The organism is Caldifarcimen microaerophilum, assembly GCF_055387105.1.
In genome coordinates, this window is record NZ_AP038914.1 from 1,982,543 (window position 1) to 2,006,619 (window position 24,077).

Annotated in this window: 21 protein-coding genes; 4 read left to right on the forward strand and 17 right to left on the reverse strand. The window is 59.6% G+C overall.

What is annotated here, in order from left to right; translation table 11 throughout:
• Positions 1-74: 74 nt before the first annotated feature.
• The 17 genes from nosZ to feoB form a co-directional block, all read right to left on the reverse strand.
• On the reverse strand, positions 75-1,967 hold the full coding sequence (gene nosZ, locus AC6HU3_RS09400) for a Sec-dependent nitrous-oxide reductase (protein ID WP_497536313.1): 1,893 nt from the start codon (positions 1,965-1,967) through the stop codon (positions 75-77).
• A gap of 317 nt (positions 1,968-2,284) precedes the next feature.
• The gene (locus AC6HU3_RS09405) at positions 2,285-2,731 is read right to left on the reverse strand and encodes a c-type cytochrome (protein ID WP_497473509.1); all 447 of its coding nucleotides are present in this window, start codon (positions 2,729-2,731) and stop codon (positions 2,285-2,287) included.
• A complete protein-coding gene (locus AC6HU3_RS09410; protein ID WP_497473510.1) occupies positions 2,728-3,156 on the reverse strand; it encodes an RrF2 family transcriptional regulator in 429 nt (142 codons plus the stop codon). Before AC6HU3_RS09410 ends, AC6HU3_RS09405 begins: the two co-directional genes overlap by 4 nt.
• Positions 3,157-3,266: 110 nt before the next feature.
• Positions 3,267-4,181, reverse strand: coding sequence for a cation diffusion facilitator family transporter (locus tag AC6HU3_RS09415; protein WP_497473511.1), 915 nt, complete (start codon positions 4,179-4,181; stop codon positions 3,267-3,269).
• On the reverse strand, positions 4,171-4,734 hold the full coding sequence (locus AC6HU3_RS09420; protein WP_497473512.1) for an RsmG family class I SAM-dependent methyltransferase: 564 nt from the start codon (positions 4,732-4,734) through the stop codon (positions 4,171-4,173). The genes AC6HU3_RS09415 and AC6HU3_RS09420 overlap by 11 nt, the downstream gene beginning before the upstream one ends.
• Positions 4,706-5,431 carry an ATP-binding cassette domain-containing protein gene (locus AC6HU3_RS09425; protein ID WP_497473513.1) on the reverse strand — a complete coding sequence of 242 codons (726 nt, stop codon included), beginning with the start codon at positions 5,429-5,431 and terminating at the stop codon, positions 4,706-4,708. The genes AC6HU3_RS09420 and AC6HU3_RS09425 overlap by 29 nt, the downstream gene beginning before the upstream one ends.
• The gene (locus AC6HU3_RS09430) at positions 5,415-6,713 is read right to left on the reverse strand and encodes a vWA domain-containing protein (RefSeq protein ID WP_497473514.1); all 1,299 of its coding nucleotides are present in this window, start codon (positions 6,711-6,713) and stop codon (positions 5,415-5,417) included. Before AC6HU3_RS09430 ends, AC6HU3_RS09425 begins: the two co-directional genes overlap by 17 nt.
• A gap of 14 nt (positions 6,714-6,727) precedes the next feature.
• Positions 6,728-8,806: a protein kinase domain-containing protein gene (locus tag AC6HU3_RS09435; RefSeq protein WP_497473515.1), complete on the reverse strand. Its 2,079-nt coding sequence runs from the start codon at positions 8,804-8,806 to the stop codon at positions 6,728-6,730.
• Positions 8,806-9,222, reverse strand: a complete 417-nt coding sequence (locus AC6HU3_RS09440; RefSeq protein ID WP_497473516.1) for an FHA domain-containing protein — start codon at positions 9,220-9,222, stop codon at positions 8,806-8,808. The genes AC6HU3_RS09435 and AC6HU3_RS09440 overlap by 1 nt, the downstream gene beginning before the upstream one ends.
• Entirely contained in the window at positions 9,219-10,751 is a 1,533-nt protein-coding gene (locus AC6HU3_RS09445) for a protein phosphatase 2C domain-containing protein (protein ID WP_497473517.1), read from the reverse strand. The genes AC6HU3_RS09440 and AC6HU3_RS09445 overlap by 4 nt, the downstream gene beginning before the upstream one ends.
• A gap of 32 nt (positions 10,752-10,783) precedes the next feature.
• Complete coding sequence (locus AC6HU3_RS09450; RefSeq protein ID WP_497473518.1) at positions 10,784-11,473, reverse strand: hypothetical protein; 690 nt, start codon at positions 11,471-11,473, stop codon at positions 10,784-10,786.
• A complete protein-coding gene (locus tag AC6HU3_RS09455; RefSeq protein WP_497473519.1) occupies positions 11,470-13,620 on the reverse strand; it encodes a penicillin-binding protein 1A in 2,151 nt (716 codons plus the stop codon). The genes AC6HU3_RS09450 and AC6HU3_RS09455 overlap by 4 nt, the downstream gene beginning before the upstream one ends.
• Positions 13,605-13,829, reverse strand: coding sequence for a hypothetical protein (locus AC6HU3_RS09460; RefSeq protein WP_497473520.1), 225 nt, complete (start codon positions 13,827-13,829; stop codon positions 13,605-13,607). The genes AC6HU3_RS09455 and AC6HU3_RS09460 overlap by 16 nt, the downstream gene beginning before the upstream one ends.
• Before the next feature lie 116 nt (positions 13,830-13,945).
• Positions 13,946-15,925, reverse strand: a complete 1,980-nt coding sequence (locus tag AC6HU3_RS09465) for a sodium-translocating pyrophosphatase (protein WP_497473521.1) — start codon at positions 15,923-15,925, stop codon at positions 13,946-13,948.
• A gap of 172 nt (positions 15,926-16,097) precedes the next feature.
• On the reverse strand, positions 16,098-16,778 hold the full coding sequence (locus AC6HU3_RS09470; protein WP_497473522.1) for a metal-dependent transcriptional regulator: 681 nt from the start codon (positions 16,776-16,778) through the stop codon (positions 16,098-16,100).
• Positions 16,775-17,014, reverse strand: a complete 240-nt coding sequence (locus AC6HU3_RS09475) for a hypothetical protein (protein WP_497473523.1) — start codon at positions 17,012-17,014, stop codon at positions 16,775-16,777. The genes AC6HU3_RS09470 and AC6HU3_RS09475 overlap by 4 nt, the downstream gene beginning before the upstream one ends.
• Entirely contained in the window at positions 16,999-18,924 is a 1,926-nt protein-coding gene (feoB, locus tag AC6HU3_RS09480) for a ferrous iron transport protein B (RefSeq protein ID WP_497473524.1), read from the reverse strand. Before feoB ends, AC6HU3_RS09475 begins: the two co-directional genes overlap by 16 nt.
• Before the next feature lie 738 nt (positions 18,925-19,662).
• Between feoB and AC6HU3_RS09485 the strand changes: the two genes are divergently transcribed.
• The 4 genes from AC6HU3_RS09485 (at position 19,663) to AC6HU3_RS09500 (ending at position 24,070) form a co-directional block, all read left to right on the forward strand.
• Entirely contained in the window at positions 19,663-20,718 is a 1,056-nt protein-coding gene (locus AC6HU3_RS09485; RefSeq protein WP_497473525.1) for a TolB-like translocation protein, read from the forward strand.
• A complete protein-coding gene (locus tag AC6HU3_RS09490; RefSeq protein WP_497473526.1) occupies positions 20,715-21,518 on the forward strand; it encodes a hypothetical protein in 804 nt (267 codons plus the stop codon). Before AC6HU3_RS09485 ends, AC6HU3_RS09490 begins: the two co-directional genes overlap by 4 nt.
• Positions 21,519-21,601: 83 nt before the next feature.
• Positions 21,602-22,201, forward strand: coding sequence for a hypothetical protein (locus AC6HU3_RS09495; RefSeq protein WP_497473527.1), 600 nt, complete (start codon positions 21,602-21,604; stop codon positions 22,199-22,201).
• Between the two features lie 81 nt (positions 22,202-22,282).
• On the forward strand, positions 22,283-24,070 hold the full coding sequence (locus AC6HU3_RS09500) for a hypothetical protein (RefSeq protein ID WP_497473528.1): 1,788 nt from the start codon (positions 22,283-22,285) through the stop codon (positions 24,068-24,070).
• Positions 24,071-24,077: the final 7 nt, after the last annotated feature.

Genomic DNA, 24,077 nt, shown 5'->3' on the forward strand with positions numbered 1-24,077 from the left:
ATATGTCGTGTTAAAAATAGGGGAGGGTGGATGGCCCACCCTCCCCTCCCCGTTCACCTCAAAACGGTGACGACTTATTCGGGAATGACCCAGGAGAGCTTCACGTTGGCGTTCCTGGGCGAAACCCGGACATACCCCTGCATTTCCTGGTGCAGCGCGGAGCAGAAGTCGGTGCAGTAGAAGGGATACACGCCGGGCTTATCCGCAATCCACTTGAGCGTGAGGGTCTGACCGGGCATGACCAGAATGTTGGTGTTGTGGGCACCGTACATGGCGAATCCGTGGGGGATATCCCAGTCCTGCTCCAGGTTGGTCACATGGAAATACACGGTGTCGCCCACCTTGATCCCTTCGATGTTGTCCGGGGCGAAGTGGCTTCGAATGGCGGTCATGTACACATCCACGCGACGGCCCTTCCGCACCACCTTCGCCGCAGCCTTGGATTTCGTCGCATAGGGATGGTGGTTCTTCTCGAGGGGATAGATCTTCACCTGCCGCTTCATCACAAGATCCGCGGGAATGCCCTGGGCATAGTGAGGCTCGCCCATGGTGGGGAAGTCCAGAAGCATCTCCATCTTGTCACCGGTGATGTCAATGAGCTGGGCGGCATGGGCCAGTTCGGGACCGGTGGGGAGATACCGGTCCTTCGTGATTTTGTTCAGGGCCACCAGATATTTGTCCCAGGGCTTGCGGGAGTCACCGCCGGGGATCATCAGGTGACCGATGGAGTAATACACCGGGATCCGGTCCACGATCTTTCCTTCTTTATAGCGCCATTTCACCACCTCGGAGGAGATGAAGCAGGAGGTGTACACGTTGCCCCGGGTGTCAAACTCGTTGTGGAGGGGCCCAAGGCAGAGGTTGGGGACCTCTTTGTGGAGCACGGCCTCGTATTTGAGCACGGGGATGCCGTAATCTTCTCCCGCAAACTGTTTGTTCTTGATGGCGTTCATCATCTTGCTGAAGGAGAACACGGAGATGGTGGAGGAGAGCTTGCCGCCGGGGATAATGTATTCGCCCGAGGGATCCACGTCCACACCGTGGGGGGATTTGGGCGTGGGGATATAGTAGATCACACCGGGGCACTTTTCCGGACGGAGAATGGTGACGGACGTCTTCTTTTCGGAAACCGCCATCTGCTTTTCTTCATCCCAGTAGTTGTGGTAATAGACCGTGCGCATCTTCTCGCCCTTCCCCTCCTTGAGGCAGGCTTCCGCACGCTTCCAGTTCACCGCGGCGATGTAGTCCTTGTCTTTCTGGGACGCATTCCTCTCCAGGAAGGTGTGGGCCTCTTCGGAGTTATAGGAGGTGAAGAAGCACCAGCCGTGGGACGGTCCCTTCCCGCAGTGAGCCAGGTCATAGTCAAAGCCGGGCACCAGGATCTGGAAGCCGATGTCCATCATGCCCGTTTTGGGATGAATCTTCACGAAGGTGAGGGTTCCTTTGAAGTTCCCCTTGTAATTGGCAATGGGCATGTCTTTCTGGGGAATGGGCACGGAGAAGCGGGTCCCCGCCACCACGTATTCCGAGTTCTGGGTGATGAAGGGGGAAGGATGGTTTCCGCCGGAGTTGGGGATCTCGATGATGTCCACAGTGTGGAAGGTGGCCAGGTCAATCCGAGCGATCCGGGGGGTGTTGTTGGCGTTGATGAACAGCCACCGTCCGTCGGGCACCCCGTTGGTCTGGGAAAGTTCCGGGTGATGGGTGTCATCCCAGGGCACAAAGCCTTTGGACGTCATGAGCATGGGTTTGGTCTCTTCCGAATAGCCATACCCGTTCTCCGGATTCACCGAGAAGACGGGAACGATGCGGAGAAGACGACCGGATGGGAGCCCATACACCCCGATCTGACCATTGAACCCTCCGGAGAGGAACGCGTAGAACTCATCGTACTCACCCGGCGCCACATAGACCTTTTTAGCCGCATCCCGGGCGAGCTTGCGGACCTTGGTGGCGCCCACCATCATGAGGGCCGCCACCCCCATCAGGATGCCCCATTTCCAGGACCATCGGCTCATCCTGCACCTCCTTTTTAAGGGTTTTGTAGGATCACGAAACCCACATGCATTTGACAGCAAAAACGTTGCCAGAGAAAATCAAGAACTGAGGACCCGTTTGTCTCAAATTTGAGACAAAATTTTTTGCTGAGGGTGTCAGGTTTAAGACAAACGGGTCGAACGGGAAGCTGCTCCTGTGAACTTTGACAGAAAGCCACAACCCGCAGTGCCCCGTTTGTGGGAGAAGATGTGGGGAGGGACTTCCGTCCCTCCCCACGGTTTTCGCTTCACTCTTCGGCCGTCTCATCGAGGGTCTGGTCGTGCTTGCGGAAAAACTCCAGCACCGCCCGGGCGTCCTCTTCCGTGAGGTTCTGGGGTGTCATGGGGGTGTAATACATGCCCAGCAGGGTTTTGGCCATCGGATCCTTCTGAATCATCTCCATGGGGTTGAGGATCATGTTCATGATCCATTCGGGACGACGGCGCCTGGTCACGCCGGAGAGAGGCGGGCCCACCACCCGCTTGTCCATCGCGTGGCATGCGCTGCATTTGAGCTTGAAGATCTCCTCGCCCTTCTTGGCCAGGGCTTCGTCAACGGTGTCGGCAAGAGCCACCGTGTCCACCGGGCCGATGCCCTTGCCGTCATAGAACTCGTCCGGGTTCAGCGTTTCGCCCGCATATACAGTGGACAGGGCCAGGAGCATCCCCAGCGGGATCATCCACCCTCTGTTCATCCTGCACCTCCTTGTGAAAGGATTTCAAAATCCGTTTCAGGTTCAAGGTCTTCAAGGGTCAGGCGCGAAAACAGCTGCGCCAGCATGCGTTTCTGAGGCTCCACATAGGGATGGAGAGGACAGGGGTGGTCCTCTCCACATTCGGGAAGCCCCAGCACGCACCGATCAAACACGTTACCTTCAATGGCCTCCACCACGTCCAGGACCCGGAGGTGAGCGGGATCCACCCGGAGCTGGATTCCCCCACCCGGCCCCTTTTTGGATTGAATCCATCCAAGGCGGCTGGCCCGCTGAACGAGTTTGGCCAGGAAGGGATAGGGAATTCCCATCTGCCCTGCAACCCTCCGCACCGGCACCGGGCCTCCCACTTCTTTCAGGAAGACCAGCATGCGAAGCAGATAACCCGTTTCTTTTGTGAAGGTCATGGTTGGCTCAATTCTGGATTTTTGGGTCCGATTTTAAGGATACACGCTTTGTCGCGGGATGTCAACCGGAACCGGTTGACATTCGGCATGAACGGAAAGGGCGACCCGGCTTATCCATGGTCCTCCCGGGATCTGCGGTTCTCCGGATCCGGGAAAAACCCCTTCCGGTGGGGCTCCGCAGGTTCAATATGGATGTGCGTCTGCACGCTGGGGAAGGCCTGTCGGAGGGCGGCTTCCACCTGATGGGCAAGGTCGTGGGCTTCCTGGACGGTCATCTCCGGATCCACCACCAGGTCAAAGTCCAGAAACAGCCGGCTTCCCGTGAACCGGGTGCGAAGATGATGGGCCCCTTCAATCCTTCCCTCAAACGTTCGCAGGACCTCCCAGATCCGTGCCTCCACTTCTTCTTCCACCGCCTGGTCCATGAGAACCATCACCGATTCCCGGATCAACCGGATTCCGATCCACACAATGTGCACGGCAACCCCCAGCGCCACCAGACCGTCCAGCCACCGGAACCCCGTGGCCACGGTGAGCCATCCCCCCACCACCACCGCCAGGGTGGTCTTCACGTCCGACAGGATATGCTGGGCCTCTGCCCGAATGGCCGGGGAATGCCTTCGCCTCCCTTCCCGCAAAAGCCACCATCCCCACAGGGCATAGGCCCCCGCCAGGACGGCAAGGACGGTCATCCCTTCCATCAGGTGCCGGGGGCCTTCCCCCTGTGCCCAGGCGTCCATCACTTCCTTGACAATTGCGCCTCCGGCAAACACCACCAGTCCGCCTTCCATCATGGCGGCAAAGGACTCGGCTTTTTCGTGCCCGTAAGGATGGGTCCGATCCGGAGGACGCCGGGCGATGGAGCGAAGCCAGAGCACCATAAAGGCCGTGCCCACATTGACAAAGGATTCCAGGGCGTCCGAAAAAACCGCCGTTGAGCCGGTCCACCGGAACACGGCCCACTTGGCGGCGAGGACCAGCACGGCCATGAGAACGTTCAGCCAGAGGAGTCGATCAGCGCCCATAGAACCCGATCCAGAATGCCCCCTGACGGATCACCCGGTCCGCCTCATCCAGCCCGTCCGGACTGCGACGAACGTGCATGATCACTCCTCCCTCCGCAAGAAGGTGATTCCGGCGCCGGAGGAGTTTCCGGAAGGGCCCCCGGGGGAGTGCCCGCACCCAGATTTGCACGGGACGAGGGGAAGGATTCCACGTTTCCACCGGCGTGTCCAGAACCTCGACGTGCGCAAGGTTCAGTTCCCGCAGAACGTGGAGAAGAAAGGCCCGGCGGCGCATGCGGGGCTCCAGCCACACGGCCGGGAGGTCCTTCCGGGCAAGGGCGAGGGGGACCGCCATCAGGCCCCCGCCCGCCCCCACCTCCGCCCAGCAACCTTCCGGAGGAAGGAGATTCGCAAGATCCAGCGAGGCCAGCAGTTCCTCCTCCAGATCCCGGGGGGACATGCTCCGTGAAAAAAGATTCACCCGGGCGTTCCACCGCACCAGTTCCCGGGCAAACCGGGAAAGGTCCGGTGAAAGCCGGGGAAAATCATACACGGGGGTCAGTTTCGGGGACAAGATGCCCTTCCCGGAATCGCCAGATCTGGTCGGCATGCTTTTCCAGTCCGCAGGGATTGTGGGTGACCCAGAAGACCACCTTCCCTTCGTTCCGCCACCGCCGCATGAGATCCATGAGAGCCTGCTTGCGTTCGTCGTCCAGGTGCTGGTCGGGTTCGTCCAGCAACACCACCCGGGGATCCTGAACCACCAGGCGGGCCACCCGCACCCACTGACGCTCCCCTCCCGAAAGGGTGGAATACAGGCGATGCCGGAGCCTCAAGAGCCCCAGATCGTCCAGCACCTTCCTCACCCGTTTGCGATCCTCAGGGCCCGGCACCCCTCCCTGCCATCGCGGGTAGCTCCCGAGAAGGACCATTTCCTCCACCGCGAGATCCATGCCGGGTCCCTCCACCTGGGGGAGAAGGCCCACCCAGCGGGCACGCTCCCGTGGTGGAATAGACAACAGGTCCTGTCCTTCCAGCACCGCCGAACTCTCCGATTCCACGGGAAGCAGCCCCACAAGGGCCCGCAAGAACGAGGATTTTCCAATTCCATTGGGTCCAATGCCGAGATGGATGGCCCCCGCTTCCAGGAAACCCTCAAAGGCGAAGAGAACCGGCTCGTGGAATGCCATGCGAAGATAAAGCCCCTTTTCCACACGGTGCGCGCCCTTCAGGCCTGGAAGGGAGATCGGGGGATCACTCCTCTTCTTCAAGTTCTTCCAGCTCTTCAAGGAGTTCAGGGTCCACCACCTTGGTGGCCACCCGGCGGGTCTGGGTTCGGGTTCCCACCACCAGCGTCTTGGTGACCGACGGCGACAGGCGCTGGGTGGTGGAAAGTTCCTGAATGGCCCGATCCAGAATGGCCGTCACGTTGGGGTTCCCCATCCGCTGGGTCATGGATTTGATCATCTGCAGGGTTTGCTGGGCCCGGACGGGATCGGTCTTGGCTTCGGTGAGGGCACGACGGATGAGGTTCTCGATGTTCCGCTGTTCCACATAGCCCAGCACCTCGTCATCCACCTCCCGGGCGATTTCGGGATCGTGGGTCACCGGGAGGGTGAGGGGCTGTCCCCCGATATCCTCATGCTCATCAAAGGCCGGAACGTAATAGGAAAATCGAAGATTTCCCAGGGGGTAGCGCTCGCCCTCAAAGGGCGGGTTCAGGGTGAGTTCCAGCACAAACACGGTGAAATCCCCGGTGATCAGGTTGCCCAGGGGATAGGGACGCCTGGCAACCGGGATGGGCTGAATGTTGGGATACACTTTGGTGATGGCGTCCAGGGTGACACGGGGCTCCAGTTTCAGGTCCATCTGCACGTCGGTCACTGCCTCCCGAACCACCAGGCCCACCTCCTGATAAAAGATGGCGGGGAGGAGGAAAGCGTCGTCCAGGTGATAGACCCGCCCGTGGGTTCGATCGGCAATTTCCATCAAAAATTCTTCGTGATATTCCGTCCCCAGGCCCAGCGCCACCACGGGCACCCGGAGTTCTGAAAGGGCCTCGGCGGCCTTCAGAGCTTCTTCCTCCTCATATGTGTAACCATCGGTGAGGAGAAACACCTTCCGGAGCACGTTGCCGGGCAGGGGGAGAAGTTCGGAATAAGCCTTCCGCAGCCCTTCTCCAATCTCCGTTCCTCCGCCCAGGGAACGGAGGGCATCCATCACCGCCAGAATTTCTCCCCGTTCTGAGAGGGGGGTCATGGGAAGGAGGACTTCGGCCCGGTCGTCAAACTTCACGATGGCCACACGGTCATCGGGGGCGAGTTCCGAATAGTTCAAAAACTCTTCCAGCGCCCGGATGGCCCCTTCAATCCGGTTCTGCTGTCGCATGGAATCGCTGGTATCGATCACGAAGACAAAGGCCACGGGCGGGCGATGATCAGCCAGGTCACGGCGCAGGAGAAACTTCAGCATCAGAAAAACCTTCTGGGGTCGCTGTTCCCCCGCAAGAAGCGCGGTACGGTGAGGACGTACCACAAACCGGACAAAGGGCATCTTACCCTCCTTCCTCAGGGAGCCCAGACCACCTCTTCGGCTTTCTGAAAGTGGGGACCTTTCAGCACACCGTGGACCACCTGTCCGAATGTGGTCAGCACGATGAGACCTCCCCCTTCCAGGGGGGCGGCGAGGAGGGGTTGTTCCACCGCCCGGTGGATCACCCCGACCTCTTCCTTCCCCTGCCACACCTTGCAGGTCCCCTCATCGTCAAAACTGCACCACACCGGAACATCCGGGAAGGCCACAATGGCCCGGACCGACGAAACATGCGCTTTGAACCGTCCTTCTTCCTTGAGATCGTGAAGGTCCACGATGACGATCTCTCCCCGGGCGGTCCCGAGATACATTTTCATGGCCACCCGGTGCACCCCCGCCGACACAAACGAGCCCTGCAACCGGAGTTCGTGAACCTTTTCTTTCCGGCGAATATCGTGCAGGGCCACCACCCCCCGGGCATCGGCATAGAGGAGAATCCGGGGAGAAAGGGTTTCGGCCGCAAGAACCCAGGAACTTCCGGAATGGTCGGTAAACCGCACCTTCTTTTCTCCCAGATCCCACAGGATCACATGGCCCCGGGAATCGCCGGAGATCAGATGGTGAGGTTCCAGTCCGACCCGGAGGGTGGAAATCCACCCGGGGTGACCTTTGAGGGTGAACCGATGCTGAAAGGTAGCGGTGGACCACACCCGGATCACACCGGACGCCTCCCCCGTGGCAAACCAGCCCTTCTGGGAAAACGTCACAGCTGTGGGGAGGGTTTTGTGGGCCAGATGGACAAAACGCTCTTCCCGGAGGGTGTCCGCTCGATACAGACGACCCGTGTGGTCACTCCAGAGCACGAACACGTGATCCCCCACCCGCGCAGAAGCCGTGGGCATCACCCGGGGGCGTTCCACACGTTCGGTGACAGCGAATTTGTAGGTGTTTGGGGAAACGTTCGAGGGCGCAATTGCTTTCTTCTTTCCTTCCTGTTCTTTCTCTCCGGTGGTGGGCGCCTCCTGTTTCTCCTTTCGGGATCGGACTGAGCGCCTCTCCTTTTTTGACTTGCGGGCTTCCCGGCGGGCCCGAATACGTTCCAGCACCGACGGCCCCCGACGCCGCCCCGTCGTGCCGGTGGTGCTCCGGGATTCCCCTTCCAGGAGTCCGAGGGATTCGATGGCCTCCCGTGCCTCATCCACATGACGGAACCGTTTCTCCGGATCCATCTCCAGAAAGTGCATCACCAGGTCGCTCACCTCTTCGGGCACCCGGGGGTTGACTTCCCGGGGGGCAAGGACCTCCACCCCCATTTTCCGGTCTGTCGCCGAAGGCGGAATCTGACCTGTGAGCATCTGATAGAGGGTGGCGCCCACCGCATAGAGGTCACTCCAGGGTCCCAGAGGCGCATCCAGAACCCCGGCCTGTTCGGGAGGCGAATAGCCCGGCGTGACCGTTCCGGGCCGCTCGCCCTTTTCATACTCCACCGCGGATCCGAAATCAATCAGGACAGCGTGGTTGACTTTGGGAGGCAGGAGGATGTTGTCCGGTTTGATGTCCATGTGAAGGAGACCCTCGTCGTGGAGGACCTCCAGAATGTCCAGAATTTCCAGCGTGAGCCGCAGTGCCCGCTGGACGTTGAACACCGTGTGTTTCTGGAACATCTTGGCAAGGGAATCCCCTTCCACAAACTCCATCACGTAATACACGGTGCCGTTGTCTTCAAAATATTCAAACACAGCCGGGATGTAGGGATGGGTGAACCGGGCGAGGACCCGGGCTTCCCGGAGAAAGCGATTTTTGAGCTCCTCAAACCGCTCGTCCCGGAGATCCCGGGGAAGAACCACCCGAAACCCATCCCGGCGACTTCCGTCCGGGAACAGTTCTTTCAGCACCCGGCGAGCGAGAAGCACCGTATCCTGAACCAGATAGGTGAGTCCGAACCCGCCGTGCCCCAGGAGTTTCACGATGGCATATTTGTTCCGGAGAATGGTCCCTTCCGGAAGGGCCACCGTTTTTTCCACCCGCCGTTCCAGAGGTGCCGAGCAGACCTCGCACACCTCGGCGTCAGGGGGATTGGTGTGACCACAGCTCATGCAGATCCGGACATCCATCAGGATGACTCCTCAACATGAAACTCGAAGGCAATGGACCCCACCCGGATCCTCGTTCCATCTTCCAGTCTGCGAGGTTTCTGGATGGGCCCCTCACCGTTCACGAACGTCCCGTTGGTGGACTCCAGATCCCGGATCCAGAAGGCGTCGCCTTCCCGGTAGATCTCGGCGTGGTGACGGGAGACGTATTCCGCGCCAGGGATTCCCTTGAGATCGATGTCCACCGGACCCGTTCCCCGGGACGAACGCCCGATGATCGCCCGATCCTGGACGAAAAAGCGCACCTCCGGGTTGTCCACACAGATCAGCACCCCCACTTTTTCAGGCACGCTTCCCTTCTGAGGGAGTGCGTGGGCACAGTGCATGCATACGTGCGCAGGATCGGGCAGGGCCACGCCACACGTGGGGCAGATCATTCTCCACCTCCTGAAACGCGGATCACCATGGCCGTTGCGTTGTCCTTTCCGCCCCGTTCCACGGCGACCCTCACCAGCCTTCGGGCAAGATCCTGGGGGTGCACGCTTTCGGCGGTGAACCGGACCATCTCCTCGTCCGTGAGGGATTCCCACACCCCGTCAGTGAGGAGGAGGAGAACATCGCCCCGTGCAATCTGCTCTCTGACCACATGGATACCCTCCTCAGGGATCTCCTTCCAGGGCCCGACGGCATAGACAAGTTCATGACGCGATGGATTCCCGCGGGGATCCACCTCACCCCCCGTCTGGGCCAGGGCCGAGTGATCCACGGAGAGCTGTTCCATGGTTTCTCCGGAAATCCGGTAAATCCGGGTATCCCCCACGTTGAAGGCGAGAACCCAGGGCCACCGAACCCATGCACCGGCGACCGTCGTGCCCATATAGGCATCCCAGGCGTCCCCATACAGTTCCTTGGCCCGGGAAAACACGGCCGTGTTGGCTTCCTGCAGCGCTTCCCGGACGGAAAGGGTCTCAAAGGGAGCCAGGGCCAGACGCCGGTGGAGAACCTCCATGGCCAGGCGGGCGGCCTCTTCTCCCCGAGCAGCCCCACCCATTCCGTCGGCCACCAGAAACAGCCCCTCAATCTGGAGCCCCTCTTCGTGGGTCTGGGCATAGCGAACGGCATAAGAAAAGGCGTCTTCGTTGTGGAGGCGGGAAGGGTTGCGCCCAATGCTGGAAAATGCGCCTACGTCCAGATAGATCCGGGGGGCGTATTCCAGGCGAAAGATGCGCTCCACATAATCCTCCAGCGCCTCACAATCGGGCAGGCGTTCCCGCTGAAGGGCCAGGGTCTGGACCAGGATCTGGACCACACCGGGCCAGGGGGCACGGTAGATTTCCCTCAGAGGACTGCGCACCTGGGGGGCAAAAAAGTCCGCGGGGTCTTTGCCGAACACCAGCCGATAGAGGAGGGCACCCATCACATACACATCCGAAGAAGGCCCCACCTCACCGCCAAACATCACTTCCGGTGCGACATAGCCATCGGCATAATCCAGATAATCCGGTTCACCCGGGCGGGGCCAGGGCGGGAGGCGAAGAAGGAGGGCACGGCCTTTTTCCGTGATCCACACCTGCTCGGGGCGCAGGCCCAGAAGGACATGCCCCCGGGTGTGGAGCTCCCGCAGGGTGCGAATGAGATCCAGGAGAAGGGGGAGAGCCCGGACCGGGTGCCGGTATTCCCCCACCACATGGGTGAGGGGCGCACCCTCCGGCAAACGATAGGCCACGGCGCGGGATTCGTCGCTCACCGCAAAAATCTCCGGGAATCCCGGAATCTCCCGAACCTGCTCCAGCTCTTTCAGCACGCGCCCCCACGACGCGTCGCTTTCTGCAAAGGCCACCAGACCCTCGGTCATATCCTGTTCCGTGAGGCAGGTGGCCGAGAAGAACTGGACATCGCCCACCTTCCACAGAGGATCCCCGAGGAGAACGGAACCTTCTTTGAGTTTGAGGTCTCTTGGCTCCATTGGTCTTATTATACGCAGTTCCTCCGGAAACTTCAAACGCCTGGCACAAAGGACAGCCCGATGCCCGTGGACAGAGGAAGGTCCGGATGGGTTTTGGACTGGATGGAGAGAAGCAAACCTTCTCCAGGGACAAGACGGATAAGAAACCCTGTGGCGCGGGAGGAGTGGAAGGCCACCCCCATGTCCACCCGTTCGTGAAGCGCAAGGAGGAACGCCACGCTTCCCAAGAATTCCCCTTTCCGCCATTCGCCGTCCAGGGCCAGTCGGCCCGGACCCTCCGTGACCCAGAAGGTTCCCCATGCCTGGGCTTCAACACCGTCGGTCTCAAGCGCCCAGAAGAACACACCTCGATTCAGGGGGAACTCCCCCGAAATCACGAGAGATCCTGAATACGATGGTGTTTCCCCTTCCACTTCCACCAGCCGGAGATCCAGCCCCACCCCCACGGGAACACCCGGACGAAGGCCCGCCCGGAGATGCACGATCTGGAAAAAGTCAGGACCGTATCGTGTCAGGAAACCCCCTCCCGCCGGCGTCCGGACCATCACCCCCAGATGCTGAAGTTCCGGCATGCCCAAAGCCTCTCCGGCCGCCGTGGTCACCTCCACCCAGGGGGCCGTGAAAGCATGGGGATAGACGGAAAAACCAGTTCCGGAAAGGAGGGTATGGTGAAGAAAAAGCGGCCAGAAGGACTGAAAGGGGGAATAGCCCAGGCCCATCACGGGCGGTTCTCCTGAAGATAGGCCCGCTCCTCCCGCCACCACACATCTTCCGGCCGGGTGGTAGAGATGCGCGTGGGCGCCTGGTGAATGGGGCAGGTATCCTGGGGAGCGAGACTGCGAAGGAAGACTTCTTCCCGAACCGGGCAGAAGGGCGTGGGCAGGAGTCCGGTGACCTGACAGATGGGCAGGCGCACCACACCGGACGGGACGGGAAAGGCATCCTGTGCCGCAAGGGGACCGATCAAACTGTCCGGCAGGGTATCTCCATGGAGCACCTTCATGATGGAGGCCCAGATGGGAAGGGCCATGGACGCCCCCGTGGCGCCCCGGGCAATGGTCCGCAGGCTGTCAAATCCCACCCACACGCCGGCGAGATACCGGCGGGTGAAGCCCATGAACCAGGCATCCCGATAAGCGTCGGTGGTTCCGGTCTTGCCCGCGGCAGGCCAGTGGAAACGATATCGGAGGCGTGCCGAAATGCCGGTCCCCTCGTTGATCACACTCTCCATCATGGAGAGGAGGAGATACACCACGGAGGAGTCCAGAACCGGAAGGGCAAGGGGTTCCTGCTCCTCCAGCACCCGCCCATCCCGGGAGACGATCCGGCGGATGAAGAAAGGCCGCACCCGCACGCCGTAGTTGGCCAGGGTGGCATAGGCCCGCATCAGTTCCCACAGGGTCACGTCAGCGGCCCCGATGAGGGAAGAGGGATACGGAGGGATGGGGCTCTGGATCCCGGCGATCCGGGCATATTGCGCCACGGTGGAAGGTCCCACGGCGAGACCCAGCCGGATGGTGGCCAGGTTCCGGGATAGGGCCAGAGCCTGGCGAAGGGTGATGCGTCCGAGATAGCGCCCGTCGTAGTTCTCCGGGACCCACGGCGGCTCGCGGGGGTCGGGTTTCAGGGCGATGGGCTCGTCGTCAATGGAATCCGCCGGCTGGTAGCCGTTGTCCAGCGCGGCGAGAAACACAAAGGGCTTGAAGGCCGATCCGGGCTGGCGCTTCATCTGAACAGTGCGGTTGAACTGGGATTCGCCGAAGTTTCGCCCTCCCAGCACCGCCAGAACCTCCCCGGTCTGCGGGATCATCACCATCACCGCCGTCTGGAGATAGGGGGGTTCCGGATACTGTGCCTGAAGGGCGGAGTCTTCCAGCCACTCCGTCCGGGTGGGGTGGATGAGGAACCGCTCTTCCAGCCGGGGGAGAAGGGTATCCACCACGGAATCCACCACCTGCTGAACCGTCCAGTCCAGGGTGGTGTGGATGGCTCCGCCTCCGCGATAGAGAAAGTCCTCGCCATAACGATCCGTGACGTACTGCCGGATCATCTCCAGGGCATAGCGCCCCACACCTCGCACGGCCTTCAGGGTGTCCGGCGTCTGGACCTGGAGGGTTTCTGTAAGGGCGGCCTGATACAGGATGTCGTTGAGGACCCCTTCCCGTCGCATGACCTCAAGAACCACCCGCGCCCGACGCAGGGCCCGATCCGGATGGCGGAGGGGGGAATACCCCAATGGAGACTTGGGAAGGCCCACCAGCACTGCAATTTCGAGGGGCGTAAGTTCTTCAAGGGTTTTGCCAAAATAAAATTTCGCGGCGGCCTTCACCCCATACACCCCGTGGCCGAAATAGATCAGGTTGAGATACCGCTCCAGGATTTCTTCTTTGGAGAAGTGCCGTTCCAGCTCGAGAGCCAGCAGAGCCTCCTGAAGTTTTCTCCGGAGGGTGCGTTCCTGGGTGAGGAAAAGATTCCGTGCGAGTTGCTGGGTGATGGTGGAGGCACCCTGGACCACCCGTCCGGCCCGGAGGTTCACCACAACCGCCCGGAGGATGGACACCGGCTCCACACCCCAGTGACGGAAGAAGCGGCGATCCTCCACCGCGACGAAGGCCTTCCAGACCCGGGAGGGGATCTCCGGAAAGGTCACGATTTCCCGGCGCTCTTCAAAGAAGCGAAACACCGGCACACCGTTCCGATCATACACCACAGTGGGCGCCGGAATTTTGTAGCGCAAAATCTGCCCCAGAGGAGGAAGCCCCGCCGAAAGGCGCCAGAGAACCAGGAGCCCCACCAGCCCCACCCCGGCGAACACGACCACGCCGGCAAGGGCACCCTCCAGGAAAGGACGGCTCAGGCGAAACGACATGGCACCCGCGCCCCCCAAAAAATCTGGATCACCCCGGTGAGAGCGACATCGGTGGGGTCTCCCGATCCGCGATAGAGGAGAAGCCCCGCGGGGAACCAGAAAGGCCCCAGAAACGCAAGCCACCCAACCCACCGGGGGAAAAACCACACAGCCAGGCGAAAAAGGGAAAGGATGAGAAGAAAAACTCCAAAGACCAGGAAGCGGAACATCAGGTGTTCAGGGAACGAAAGCATGCCGGGCCGATGGGGCAGGGCTCCGGAAAGAAAAAGGGAGAGCCCGCCCAGAGCGAGCCCTCCCCAGCGACCGATCCGACAGAGCCTCTGGATCACTTGGGAAAGATGGGGGCAAACACCAGGGACACAATGGACATGAGCTTGATCAGGATGTTCATGGACGGGCCGGTGGTGTCCTTGAAGGGATCGCCCACCGTATCGCCGACCACGGCCGCCTTGTGGGCATCCGAGCCCTTACCTCCGAGGTTCCCGGCCTCAATCCACTTTTTGGCGTTGTCCCAGGCTCCGCCTCCGTTTGCCATCATGAGACCGATCACCACCCCCATCAGCGTGGCCCCGGCAAGAAAACCACCCAGGGCTTCTTTCCCGAGGAAATAGCCCACCAGAACGGGGCTCACCACCGCCACCACCCCGGGAATGATCATCTCCCGAAGAGCCGCACGGGTCACGATGTCAATGCAGGTGTTGTAATCCGGCTCGGCCTTGCCTTCCATGAGCCCCTTGATTTCCCGGAACTGCCGGCGGACCTCATCCACCATCCGGTTGGCCGCCCGGCCCACCGCCTGAAGGGTGAGGGCGGCGATCAGCGTGGGCAGGGCACCGCCCAGGAAAAGACCCATCACGGTGTGCACATCCGTGAGGTCAATGGCCTCAATCCCGGCCGCCTGCTGATAGGCAGAGAACAGGGCCAGGGCGGTGAGGGCGGCGGAACCAATGGCAAAACCCTTCCCGATGGCGGCTGTGGTGTTGCCCAGGGCATCCAGCCGGTCCGTGATGGACCGCACCTCTTCGCCCAGCTGGGACATTTCGGCGATCCCACCCGCGTTGTCGGCGATGGGACCATAGGAGTCCGTGGACATCACGATGGCGATGGTGGAGAGCATACCCACCGCCGCAATGGCAATCCCATACAGGCCGGCCTGGAGAAAGGCAACATAGATAGCCGCAACGATGGTGAGAAGGGGAAGCACCACGCTTTCAAAGCCCACGGCGATGCCCACGATGATCACGTTGGCTGGCCCAAAAGGCGCGGAGTGGGCAATCCGGAGGATGGGCTTGCCGGAGGTGTAAAACTCACTCTCCAGCCCAATGAGAAGACCCGCGATCATCCCGGCCACCATGGCCCAGTAGGGCGCAAGGTCTCCGGCCAGAAAGGTGCGGGTGATGAAGTAGCCAGCGATCAGAAAGATGGCCGCCGCCACATAGGTGGCGTTCCGGAGGGCTGTGGCGGGATCCATCCGCTTGAAGATTTCAATGGAATAGATCCCGATAAGGGAAGCCACAAGCCCCAGAGCGATCATGAGGACAGGATAGCCCATATACAGGGATTTGGGAACAAGGGTCGCGGAGGTGGCAGCGATGGCAATGGTGGCCACCACCGAGCCCACATAGGATTCAAACAGGTCCGCCCCCATCCCGGCGGTGTCGCCCACGTTGTCTCCCACGTTGTCGGCGATCACCGCAGGGTTGCGGGGATCGTCCTCAGGGATTCCAGCCTCCACCTTCCCCACCAGGTCCGCGCCCACGTCGGCGCTTTTGGTGTAGATCCCCCCTCCCACACGGGCGAACAGAGCCACCGAAGAGGCGCCCATGGCAAAGCCCGAGAGAACCTGGGGATCTCCGATCCAGGCGAAAAAGAGACCCACACCCAGAAGGCCCAGGGCGGCCACCGCCACCCCCATCACCGAACCACCCTTGAAGGCCACGGCCAGGGCCTGCGGTGCCCCTCCCGTGCGGGCCGCCTCTGTGGTTCGCACCGCCGCCCGCGTGGCGGCTTTCATCCCGATGAACCCGGCCAGCATGGAACTTGCCGAGCCCGAGATATAAGCGAGGGCGGTCTGCCAGCCGAAGAAGCGAAAGAGCACCGCGGCCACAATGATCACGAAAATCGCAATGGCAGAGTATTCCCGGCGCAGAAATACCATCGCCCCGTCGTGGATGGCGCGGGCAAACCGCTGCATCCGCTCATCCCCGGCAGGCAGGCGAAAGATGGAAAAGTAGGTGCCAACGGCCACCAGCACGCCCAGTGCACCCAGGACCCATGCATAGTTTACCACCGTCGTCCACTCCATCGGCTCTGTCCTCCTTTGTGTGGTCTTCGGCTGGAATGGTCTGGATGGTTGAGATTATATGCATCCGGTGCGGGAATTTCAACGATGGGAAAGGTCATCCCTCCATTGCCGAAAGATACCCCCACCCTTCCGCGAAAGGGCCCTTCATCCGGCGGGTTCGGCCACGATACGCTCAGCGCCCCCGGAAAGGAAGGCGACACAGGCCTTCCAGGGGAACCGGACGCACAAAGATCTCTTCCGCCACATCCCGGTCCACCACCAGGGTGGTGTGATCCACCTGAACCACGATTTCGGGCTTCTTCCTCACAAGACGGACGGCCTTTCCGGGATGAAGACCATAGGTGTCCAGGATGTGCCGGACCCGGGGGGACTTCACATGGATGGACACGATCTTCCCCCATTCCCCTGTTTCCAGATGGGTCACCGGGAGAAAGAGGGGACGGACCACCATCCGGTGCTCCACACAGCAGGCCCCCTGAGGAATGGGACGCCCGTGGGGGCAGGTCCGGGGATGCCCCAGAAGGGTGCAGATCTGATCCGCCGCCTCATCCGTGAGGACGTGCTCCAGCCGGCAGGCGGCCACCTCCGCACTTCGGGGATCCTTCACCACCTCCGTGAACAACCACTCCGCAAGACGCATTCTGCGGATCAGGGTGGATGCCTCCTGCCTTCCCTCCGGCGTGAACACCCACTCACCGTTTTGCTCCTCAAGCCATCCCCGCCGGGCGGCCTCTTCAAAATCCTCCCGCCGGAGGTTATAGGCCAGGACAGGCCGGAGCTCCTCCGTCTGCCAGCCCTCTTCTTTGAGCCAGAGATACTTCAGCACCTCATCCACCCTCGTCGCCACACTCATGGCTTCTCTCCTTCCGGTGATTTTCGAAACATCCGGGTGAACAGAGATAGTGTACGGGATCGGGGAGAGATCATCACGTCATATCCGCAGTGGGGACACCGGGCAAACCCGCACTCCCCTTTCAGGGCTTCCAGGGGACAGCCCCGGCACCCGGACCCATAAGCCTCATCCAGCCGGAACCGGGTTCCGCACAGAGGGCACTGGAGGAGGGTCTCGCTGCTCAACCGAACATCCATGTCAGGATCCACCGGGTGAGCCAGCCCGCAAACACGGCATAGGGGATGATGAAGGCCACGATGGCGAAAGCCTTTTTCCCCTGCTCCCGGATCATCACAAGAAAGTTGGCGATGCAGGGGACGAACAGGGTGATGGTCACCACGCTCACGATGACCTGCTGAAAATTGAGCAATCCCGCCTCTTTGAGCATATAAAAGCCCGCAGCTCCGTAATCACGACGCAGAAATCCCATGACAAAGCCCCGGGCACTTTCGGCCGGAAGTCCAAGAATGTGAACCGTAATGGGGGCGAGCAGACGCTCCAGAACCCCGAGAAGTCCTGTGAGATCCATGAAAAACAGAATGGCCGTCCCGAGAATAAAAATGGGAATCACTTCGGTGAGATACCACTCCAGCCGAGCCCAGGTTTTGAAAAAGATGTTGGAGAGGCTGGGGCGACGCAGAGGGGGGAGTTCCATAATGAAGGGCGTGCGCTTTCCCGGAATGACCCGGGAGGCGAGAAAACCCACAAACAGCAGATGCAGGGTCACCATCCCCCCCCAGAGGATATACGCCCACGGAGAAAGCCCCGCCATCATGGCCATCACCACACCCAGCTGGGCGGAACAGGGTACACCGAGAGCAAGGAGAAGGGTGACGAGCAGCCTTTCTCTCCGGGTTTCCAGCGTGCGGGTGGTTACGGTGGCCATGGTCACACACCCCAGGCCCAGAACCATGGGCAGAACTGCCTTGCCCGTGAGCCCGATCCGGCGGAAAAACTGATCCAGGAGATAGGCCAGGCGGGGGAGATAGCCCGAATCTTCAAGCAAGCCGAAAGCGATGAAGAAGGTGAGGACGATGGGGAAGATGATGGCAAACCCATAGGTCAAGGCCATGGTGAACAGACCGAATTCACCGACGAAGAAATCCTTCACCACCTGAGGGAGGGGGAGGGAAGCAAAGAGGCGGACCAGACGAGGATTGAGCCACTCTCCAAACACCTGGTTTTCAAAGAAATCCACAAGCACGCCTGCTCCCAGCACACCGACAAACTCATACAGCGCCCAGAGCACCAGGGCCAGAAAGACAAACCCCAGAATCGGGTGGGTCATCCACCCATCCAGAAGAGCAACCCAGCGGGATGGGGGAGCCGCGGGAGGGCTTTCCATCACCTGACGGCTGATTTCTCTCGCCTGTTCATAGAGCGATTGAAAAACCTCGCTTGATTGAACAGGATGGATGAATCCTTTCGGGATCTCAAGGCCCGGGACCCCCTCCTCCCCTCGAAGAAGAGCCAGGAGGACCAGAAAGTCTCCTCCTCGAAGATCTCGCAGAGGCGTCCCGTGAAACGTTGCCCGAGATCGAAGCGCGGTCATTTTCTGGCGGATGCGATCAGGCAGAGCGGGCTTCCAGCGAGGGATCCGGGCTTCTTTCAGGCGAGCGCGCAGATCGCGAATGCCCGTTCCGTCCAGCGCAACCGTGGGAATCACCGGGATGCCCAGCATCTCTTCCAGTTTCTCGACGTCGATCCGGATCTGGCGATCCCGCGCCTCGTCCCACATGTTGAGCACCATCACAACGGGGATTTCAAGAAGGGCGAGCTGGGAGAGAAGCACAAGCCCCCGGTCCAGGTTCTTGGCATCCACCACCAGCACGGCCTGCTCGATCTCGGGGGAGAGAAGGATCTCGAGGGTTACCCGTTCATCTTCGGAGGCTGGGATGAGACTGCGCACACCGGGAGCATCCACCAGCACCCGGCCATCGGGCAACTGTCCGGTGGTGATCTCCACCGTGGTCCCCGTGTAGTTGGAGACCGTGACATACCGGCCCGTGAGATGTTTGAAAATGAGGCTCTTCCCCACATTCGGAGGACCCACCAGCACCACGGAAGACTGCGCGAGTTTTGTCGACGGTTTTCCATGCGTGTGCATGTCGAAAGTATACAAAACCTGACCCGTGCTGTCAACTTTAAAACATGAGGTTCACCAAAAAGTTCGGACATCATGTTCTCTCTTCAGATGGCGCAGATGGAAATCGTCCAAGGCTCCCTCCCCCAACCCCCTCCACCAGGGGAGGAGAAAACACACCCAGGCAATTCCTCTCGGGAATTGCCTGGGGACCCCGTCAGCGTTCACAGGAAAATTCTCTCCTATTCGGGGCCCCCACGCGGTTTTCTTTGGAAAACCGCGTGGGGTGCATTCGGTGGAGGTATCCGAACTTTTGCTCTAAGGTCAGAAGAAAACGATCATCTCCCTTCGGCCAACATAGATCCGGCTCCACACTCCCGCCACGCATAACCCGTCAATCCGGCTCCGGGAAAATTCAACTGGCCATGATGGATTCGGACCAGTCCTTCACCCGGCTCGATCGTTCGGCATATGAGACACGGTATTCAGTGGCCTTCTGGTTGAGAACGTGGGATGGGGACACGGTTCAGTGGGGTCAGAAGATTGCCGATGCCAGCGGAACGAGCGGGTTCATCGCCTGGTCCGACAGCACATGGAACCACATTCCACCCGGCACCGGAACGAATGCCATCTCGGTGTTCTTTCCGCGGTTAGAGCGCGGGAGCTTGAATTTTCGGAAATTTTTCGTTACCTTTCTGATATGATCGGGCGGCGGACACGAACCAGTCTTTCGCCACAGGGACGGTGCAGGGAGGGGAGAATATGAAAACGCGCCTTGTTCTCGTTCCGATTCTTTTTCTTTCGCTGATCTTCGGTTCCTGCCAATATCTTCCCTTCTGGCCCAAAGAGACCAGACCGTCTCCCAATCCGGATCTGGTTCGCCTTGTTCCGGTCGATACATTTCCTTACCCCTATCCCTACGAACCCATCGTTCCAAAAATCAAGGGAAATGTGCTTTTTTTCTTGAAAGGTCAAATTGCAGCGGAGTTTCTTTGCGGAGACCACCTATGGACGAAAGAGCTTCCCGATGGGCCTGCCCTTGAAATTCTGGATTTCACCACACTGATCGACTCCTTTCCCGACAACTGCGTGAATTTCTATGACCTCTGGTTTGCGGACACCGAAAGCCTCTTGGTCTTCACAACCGGTGTCCCCTACGCCGTCCCACCCAGCGATACGACCCTGTATCCCTTCCACAAACTCATGCTCTATGACTTCAGAACCGGAGGTCTGGACACCCTCCACTGGGGATGTGCCTCCTATATTGATCCGAGGTTCTCAGCCTCTGGCCGGTATATTTTTGTGGCCACCTCGGGTCCGTCTCCACGATGTCGGGGTACGTTGTGGCGGTACGACCGGGAAACAGGCCAGGTGGATTCCGTTTTGACGTTCACAGGTGGACCGCGCTACGGGGGCTGGTCGATTTACACGGGATATATTCTGGAAGGGGATTCGGCGTGGATTGTGCAGGGAGATCCGGTGGATATGAACGTGCTTCCGGATCTTGATCCGTGGGAAGGCCGTTTCGTAGTGATGCAAAAGTATTATGGACCCTCCCGATGGGCCCCCGGTGGTCTCGTCGTGTGGGATCAGGTGGGAAGGGTGCTGTATACACTGGACGTACCCTGGCCAGGTCCGGGAAGTTTTCAAGAATTTGCCGAATATTACCCTCAGTGGGTTGAGATACCCGGTGAAGGAAGAGGAATTTTGCTCAACCTTTTCTATGATCCAGGTGGAGAGGGAGGGATTTATGCTTCTCATGGCATTTGGTTCGTGAAACATTGGGATCGTTATATTACAAAGGAGGAGGTTCCATGAGTATGGTGATCATGTGGATGCTTCTTGGAACGGTCCCTTCCATCGAGCCGCTTTTCCAGGTCGATTCGTCGAATGTAGAGTGGGACGGCCAAAAACTTAACTGGACCCTCTGGATTCATGCTCAAAGGAATGTTCAAGCATCTGTAAGAGGGATACTTTTTACCTCACCCGTTTCCCAAACCCTGATATGGGACGCAGTTTCTCCAACAATGAAAACCCTGAATGTGGCGCCTTCAACACAACCTGTGACTTTTTCTTTCCAGTACACCGGGACCCCAGATTCCACAGACACCTTCCGCGTTACGCTGATGTTCCGCATGTTTTCTACAGACAGCGTGGGACTGGATACTCTTGCCTACGGCGTCTACACTCGCCACCTGTTGATCCACAGTGACTCTTTGTGGTTCCTGGATCAAGTTTCTGATACGTTGCAGGGCCAGATGTTTTCAACAGTTGAAGTGATCGAAGGGACCGGGAATCTGGTATACGGGAAAGTAGTGTTCGCCAATCACGATTACGATCCTCCCGTGCTTGAGCCTCTGTCACAACTACAGGTTAACGTTTGTGATGAGAGTGGGCACTGTGCAACTGTGCATACGGACAACGAAGGCGTATTTCCCGTTGTGAAGTTCACTCCTATTGGAACGATTTATATCTTCACGGTTGCAATCTCCACGGAGAACGACGCAGCATACATCAAAAATGATGGCCTACCGTGGGGTGGAGCGGCAGTTTTTTTTGAATCGAAGAATTACAGCTTCACCAGGAGACACTGTAATTTTCCAAGTAGGACCGCCTGAATGGGGAAAGGCAATTTCTACTATGCAAAGGATTAGGATGCGATCTGAACAACACGGATGGAACGATTGTGGAAGGCGCTGTGATGCAGGTTTTCTGGGATATATGGGATCACGACACCACCCCGGACCTGGACGGTGTGATCCTGGACGATGAGGGATATGGGCGGCTTCCAGGACAACAACAGCCAGGGCTGAAAATCAAGGCGGTCCTGAGCACCTATCAACCCGAAGATATCGTTTCTTTTCTGAATGGATGGGAAGTTCTGCATCCAGAGCATCCTGTTCGAAAGATGGCGGAAGTGACGTTATATGGCCATCCGATTGCGCGGCCGGTGGTCCATGCGGAGGCGCTGGATGAAGAGCGCGTACGGGTCTGGTGGGACAATCCTGTTCTTGGTTCTCAGGTGGGACGCGTGGGGGTGAAACTTTCCACCGGGCTTCTTCGAATCCATCCGTGGGGAGAAAACGGGGATACGTTGCAAGGCATACTCAACCCTGTGGGATCGGAGGACACGGTGTGGGCTGAACAGTGGCTGAATGACACCGTGTGGATGGCGGCTCCTTTTCTTGTCGATCGCCTCAACGCCCCCGGCAATCCTCAACTCACCATCACCGATTCGGGACTGGCGTTTTCGTGGACTGATCGTTCGTCGTATGAAACGCGATATGCGGTGAAGTTATAGAGCAACATGATTACGGGGATAATTACGGGGAACGTGAATGCACGACTTGAAATTTCGAAGAGGTCGATGTAGGATTTCGTGATGATGACGGGATTTGTGCCTCTCCTTCTCCTCTCGGCCCTCCAGGTTCAGGGCGTGGCCGGGAAGAAGGGGGTGATGCTCGTTTTTGACGCCTTCGAGCCCGCAGGCATCCAGGAAGTGGGACTTCTGTTCCTCCCCTCCCGGGGGAAATCCTCCGGCGATCCCCTGGCCCGGAAGGTGTGCACCCTTTCGGGGAAAGCCCCTTCCATCTGTGCCCGCGCCCACACGGTGAGGGTGAAGCGTTTCCCTCTCCCTCCGGCGAGGCTTCAGGATACGGTGATGTGGGTGATGCGGGATGGGTGGAAGCGCGGGGCGGGAGAGGTGGGGCTGTGGGTTCGAGGGGTGGATGGGACAGTAGAGGTGGGGTGGTTGAAGGAAGGGGCGAGCTTGCAGGTGGTGGGGGACACCTTCCGCTGGCCTTTTGCGGGGTATGATCCTGGTCAGAGTTACACCTATCCATGGGGCGTGTATCCCGATGTGAACGTGCAGTGGTTCAAATTCTGGACATGGGGACATTTGTTTGTGACCGAAGTGAAATCGGCGGTGAGTGATGGCCGGTTGTATATGGCGAATGGAGGGGAGGTGCTGGAGGTGATGGATGTGGAGACGGGTGAGGTGGTGGATTCGGTGGAGATGGTGTCGAATGTGAATGCAGCGGTGTTGATTGGGGATTCGTTGCTGGTGGTGGCGAGCACGTTTGGGACGCTGGAACCGGAGAAAGACACGACGCTGAAATTGTTTCGTTTGCCGGATCTGGAGCTGGTGTGGGGGATCACGGGGCTGAAAGCGGTGCAGTCGGTGACGGTGGTGGGAGACACGATTGTGACGGGAGGAGCAGGAGGGGTGAGGGCGATCACGGTGGACGGGCGGATTATTCAGCGCTGGCCGTTGTTTGGATGGATTCAGGTTCCGGTGCTGGTGTCGGACACGGTGCTGGTGGGATGGGGGGAGGGGGGGAATCTGGTGTTTTACCGGTGGCCCACGGAGGATACGCTGTGGGTGGTGAATCTCAACATTGGAGGTGGGTGGCTTCGGGTGCTGCCTTCCTATCCAGATATCCTATGGGTGATGGAATACAATGAGCCGTTGTTCGGCCTTGTGCCGGCGAGCCGCCAGATTCTGGAAATCCCTACATCTCCTGAAGTTGCGGTGGCCACGGTGGGATGGCGAGATACGTTGCTGGTGATGGAAGCGTTCTGGGAATGGAACAGTCACGTCCTGGGGAGCACCCTGAAGGTGTGGGTTCCAGAGGGGGAGGGATGGAGGCTCGGCAGAAAGGTGTATATGCACTTGGGAGCGGGAGGAGGAGGACTGCCTGCGCTCAGCGGTTTGGGGGATTCCAGCGGTGCACTGTGGGTCGTCGCGCAATACGGATATGTGGTGGACCCGCAGAGGTTCACGGTGAAACGTTTGGGAGAGATGCCTGGAAATTGGGATGACTGGCAATATGCCGTGCCCACCTCGTTTTTCTATCCGCTGTTCTATAAAGACCTTGTCCTTCATGCCAACCGGATGGGGCGGTTTGTGTTGCGGGGGCAGAGTCAACCGCCACCGGGATGGGGTGAAGTGGAACATCCCGTCCGGATGGTGGTGCTCCCCCGACGGGTTCGGGTGGAGCACATGCCCGAAACGTGGGAGGGGGCGCCCTTCTGGCTTCAGGACGTGCTGGGTCGGGTGGTGGTTTCGGGAACGGTGCGAGGAAGGGTGCTGGAGGTGGGACCGTTGAAGCCGGGGGTGTATCGCCTTCGCATCGGCAACACCTGGAATCGAAAAGTCGTGGTTTTCTGAAACAGGA